Raw genomic sequence first — 5191 nt, forward strand, 5'->3', positions numbered from 1 at the left:
GCATCTAAGTTGACGAAGTTTTTGAAACTCATTCCCTCCAAGCCGTCCACCATTTCGTAACGAAGTTTTTTTACAAACTCCATTTGAAGTTTTGTCTTATAAACCCCATCAAAAAACTTAACAATTGATTTCAAGACAAAAAGAGTGACCATTGAAATCAAAATGATATTAAGATTGAGACCAAAACCTAGGGACTCAATCCAGTTAAGAAGGAAATCAAGATTTCCTAAAGCGCTTTTGCTTTCTGGTGTAATTCCATCGGCCGCCACCTGAAAAACAGGAATAAATAAGGCTAAACCAAAACCATCCAACAAACCAACAAATAAACTGGAGGCCAGGAGGATAAACACTTTATATCCCAGGTACTCATAAAAGAATGAGAAATACCTGAAATACTTTTGAAGAAATTTTTTCAAGATTAGATTTTAAAGACCGAATTTCCTTTTTTTCTTATTTGCGTCTTCATAATAGCCATATCCATACCCGTAAGAGTATCCATATCCTCCGTAGGAAATTTTACTGGCATCAAGTCCATTGAATATGGCGTATAAATTCTTGACCCCCTTTTGTTCTTTCAATCCATTTACAGCGTCGATAAATATTTTTTCACTATAATTTTGTCGAAACACAAAAAGAGTAAAGTCAACCAGACTCAATAAATCGAGCGTTTCCGATACCAATCCTACTGGCGGGGTATCGAGAATTACTACATCGTATTCTTCTTTCAAAGAATCAATGAGTTTCTCAAAATTAATAGAAAATAAAAGTTCAGATGGGTTTGGTGGAATAGGTCCGGAAACAATTAAATCGAGATTATCATACTTCGTTTTCTTTACAATTTTCCCCCAATCATCTTCTTGACCACTTAAAAATGTGGAAAGACCAATATCATTTTGCACTTCGAAATCTTCGAAGATTTTAGGCTTACGCATATCACATCCTATCAATATTGTTTTCTTTCCTGTCAAAGAATAGACAGCTGCCAAATTCATAGCACAGAAAGTTTTTCCTTCTCCAGAAATAGTAGAAGTAATCATGAATGTTAATTGCTTCTCTTTTGGAACAATAAATTTGATATTGGACCTTAAAGATCTAAAGCCTTCAGCTATTCCTGATTTTCCAGAGTCGAAAACAACCAAAGGTTCTCTACTTTTATTAAAAAGAATAGTAGAAAGAACCGGAACCTTCAATTTTCTCTCTAGGAATTTAGGCTCCTCAATTTTTGTCCTAAAGAATTCTTTTATGAAAACAAAAAGGATTGGAAGCATTAGCCCCGCAAAAATTGCAGCCATATAATTTCTTCCTGGCTTAGGATTTACCTGAAGTAATCCTGCTTTCGCAAATTCAATTATTTTATTACTTGGTGTATTTGAAGCTTTCGAAATTGCAGATTCGGCTCTTTTTTCAGAAAGGAAATTGTAAATATTCTCTGTAAGGGTTGCCTGCCTTTGAATTCTTATCAGGTTTTGCTCTGCTTCAGGAAGTGATCTAAAAGATTGTTCAATTTCTTTCTTTCTTTCCTCAAGATCCGCAATCGTCATTTTATTATTTAAATCGACATTCTCCAAAATCTCTCGAATAGACTTATTTAAATCAGATAACTTTTTGTTTGTTTCTCTTACCGCAGGAGATATTTCTGTCTGTGTTGCCATTAGTCTTGACCTCTCTACTTGAACAGAAAGCAAATTCTCTATCAATCCATTAAGGTAAGGGTCATCAATTCCTAAACCGGAAGGAACAACTATTTCATTATAGTTTTCCCGAACTAGGTAATCTTTCAAACTCTGATAATACCTTCTTTTCAGGTTTTCGTTTGCAAGTTGATTTTCTATCTGTGTCAAAGAAGCAAAAACGCTTGAACTCTCATTACTTAGATTATAAATCTTATTAGCAGACCTATAATCTTGCAATTCATCCTCAATTAAGTTTAAAGAATCTGCTACCCCAGCTACTTGAGAATCAATAAAATTTATTGTTCTATTCGCGATTTCATTTTTCTCCTGGAGTTCTTGATCCAGATAAGTATCCATTAGGGCATTAAGGTAAGCTTCTCCTTTTGCCCTATTCGGAACTACCAAACTTAAGTCAAGTATTGAAGAGTTTTTTTGCGAAAGTTCTATCGTCAGCCCAAGTGAAAAGTAGTTAATCAAATAAGTACGATCTCTTAACAGAAAATAGGAAGTACCACTTTCCTGTCCAGAAACATTACTGATCTTAAACTTAAATTGAGGAGTTTCAGCCCACTCATTGAATTTAAAGGTTTTATCTTCTAGATCACTGATACCACCTATACTTCCATCAGGGAAAAACTGACCATAACCTTTCGATTCAAAAACTAAAGTATACTCATCCAAAGAAGTCCAATTCACGCGAATACTTCCATGAGTAAGTTGAGGTGCTTTCCAGTCTACTTCAACAATAATGGGAGTTTGTCGGTAAATTTCTTTTGGGATAAAAGAGCCCTCTTCATAGTATTCTACGTCAAAATCAAGCTTATCCAAAGTAGCATTTGCAATGGGTCTTGACTTTAAAATAATAGTTTCATTTGTCAAACCGATTCCAGATTCGGAACCCAAAGCAGGGGTTTCAAAAAAGGATAATCCTTTATCATTTTCTTTAATAAAAAATTTGCTTGAGACTTTGTAAGTCGGAACAGAGGTATTCGTATAATAATAAGCAAAACCAAGAAAAATCCCCAAACTGAGTAAAATCCATGGCCAAATCCTAACAATTTTTGGAAGGATAGACTTTATATCAAAACTACTTTCTTCTTCTTGAAAGAAGTCATTTTCTTCCTGATCAATACTCATATTTAAGGATAATTAATTTCTGATTAATGTAAGGACTAACGCGATCGCAGTAATAGTCGTCGTCAGTAATGTTAAAGTTTCAACCAAATTTGTTCCAGCACCAAGTTCTCTTACTTTCATTGGTTCAGCATAAATCATATCATTTGGTTTTAAGAAATAAAACTCAGAGCCTAATAGATTTTCATCTAATAAATTTATTCTATGCATTTGAGAACCATCAGGGTATTGTCTAACTAATACAACTTGGTCTCTTTTTGCAATTTTATTTAGGTCACCAGCGAAAGCAATCGCTTCAAAAATTGTAACTCTGTTTTGCAATATCGTGTATTTTCCAGATCTGTTGAATTCTCCCAATGTACTGAATCTAATTCCCCCTAACCTTACACGTACGAAGAATTCATTCACATTGACATATTTCAAAACCTCTTTTTCAACCAACTCTTTGGCTTCTTTTGTAGAAAGCCCTAATAGTTTCACTTCACCAATTAAAGGGATTTCCACGTAGCCCCTATCATCAATGGTATATCCGTTCATAAAGAATGCATCGCCAGCTCCCTGAGTACCACCCATTTGAGCCATATTTTGAGGATCATTGGTAATAGCTCCAAATATTTGATTCAATTCTGGACTTGTTGTTTTTATGTTTACCTCAACTATATCATTAATTTGAAGTAAATATTCTTCTGTTTCATAGGGGAATTTAGCACTTGAATTAAGTAATGGCCCCTCTGATTCCTCTAGCTCCTGCATATAAATCAGCTTCTTATTTGATACACAAGAAAATAATGCCACTGATACAATGATCAAAAGGCATAGAGATTTTAGAAATTTATTCATGAATTGAATCAATAAAAATTATATCGAAAGTTGGTTAATTATTGAATTTGAGGTCAAAAATAAGAATTAATCAGAATTTCAAGCTCTTATTTATACCAGCACTAAATGCATACGCTTTAAAGTCTTGCATCCACTGCAGACTTCTCTAAAAATCCTTTTACATCAAAAACAACTTGAGTGTCTGACTTTTGGATTTTGAGAGCATTAAATTCTTTATGAGAAACTGCCAAGATGATCGCTGAATATTGAATGAGATCCGGAGATTTTTTTCCTGAAATAATATCAACGCCATACTCGTGCATTACTTCAGCTGGATTGGCCCAAGGATCATAAATATCCACATCCATATCAAACGATTTTAATTCTTTGTAAATATCGATCACTCTAGTATTTCGGACGTCTGGACAGTCTTCTTTGAACGTAAATCCCAGAATCAATACTTTGGAATCAATCACCTTAAGGTCTTTTCTCATCATCAACTTGATGACCTCTGTAGCGACATGTTTTCCCATACTATCATTTAGTCTTCTACCCGCCAAAATGATCTCAGGATGATACCCGAGTTCTTGAGCTTTTTGAGCAAGATAAAAGGGATCAACTCCAATGCAATGACCACCTACCAAACCAGGTTTGAATTTCAGGAAATTCCATTTTGTGCCAGCTGCCTCCAAAACCTCATTAGTATCAATTCCCATGAGGTTAAAAATCTTTGATAACTCATTGACAAAAGCAATATTGATATCGCGCTGAGAGTTTTCTATCACCTTTGCAGCCTCAGCAACTTTTATGGATGAAGCTTTATGAGTACCTGCTGTGATTACCGTCTTATAAAGTTGATCAACATATTCAGCTACCTCAGGAGTACTTCCAGAAGTGACTTTTAATATCTTAGCAACAGTATGTTCCTTATCACCTGGATTGATTCTTTCTGGAGAATATCCAGCAAAGAAATCAACATTGAATTTTAAACCAGAAATAGATTCTAAAACTGGGACACATTCATCTTCAGTAACGCCAGGATAAACAGTTGATTCATAAATAACTACATCTCCCTTCTTCAAGTATTTTCCTATATTTTTAGAAGCTTTTAACATGGGAGTCAAAACAGGTCTATTGTGCTTATCTGTCGGGGTTGGAACAGTTACAATATAAATATTGCATCCTGATAAAACTTCCGAATCCGAACTAGGCAAAAGCCCAACGCCTTTCTCCAATGAATTCATTAATACAGACTGCAGAAGATCACTTTCAACTTCCAATGTATGATCTGTCCCAGATTTCAAATCCTCAACTCTTTTTGAATCAATATCAAAACCTACCGTTGGATATTTTTTAGCAAATTCAACTGCCAAAGGAAGCCCTACATAGCCTAGCCCGATTACGGCAATTTTTACATCTTTTATTGGTGTCAACATTAAAACAGGAATGTTATAAATGAATTTGTCTTTTTTAAGTTTTTTTTCTAAAAATACTAGTCAGCAAAATTTAGAGCTTCGCCCTTTCGGTCACAAAAACCCAGCATATTAAAAGCTTTTAAAATTCTC

The 5191-nt window shown here is 34.5% G+C and carries 3 protein-coding genes and 1 pseudogene; all 4 read right to left on the reverse strand.

All coding sequences use genetic code 11. The features are described from left to right. Positions 1–416: pseudogene (locus Q0L68_RS15950) on the reverse strand (hypothetical protein); the annotation flags it as partial. A gap of 9 nt (positions 417–425) precedes the next feature. Further along, positions 426–2810 carry a polysaccharide biosynthesis tyrosine autokinase gene (locus Q0L68_RS15955; RefSeq protein WP_296705120.1) on the reverse strand — a complete coding sequence of 795 codons (2385 nt, stop codon included), beginning with the start codon at positions 2808–2810 and terminating at the stop codon, positions 426–428. Positions 2811–2822: 12 nt separating this feature from the next. Beyond that, positions 2823–3647, reverse strand: a complete 825-nt coding sequence (locus Q0L68_RS15960; RefSeq protein WP_366938413.1) for a polysaccharide biosynthesis/export family protein — start codon at positions 3645–3647, stop codon at positions 2823–2825. 116 nt (positions 3648–3763) lie between these two features. Next, positions 3764–5062 (reverse strand): nucleotide sugar dehydrogenase, encoded by a 1299-nt coding sequence (locus tag Q0L68_RS15965; RefSeq protein ID WP_296705121.1) that lies wholly within the window; start codon positions 5060–5062, stop codon positions 3764–3766. Positions 5063–5191 lie beyond the last annotated feature (129 nt).

It is taken from the genome of Algoriphagus sp. (genome assembly GCF_024642405.1).
Lineage (GTDB): Bacteria > Bacteroidota > Bacteroidia > Cytophagales > Cyclobacteriaceae > Algoriphagus.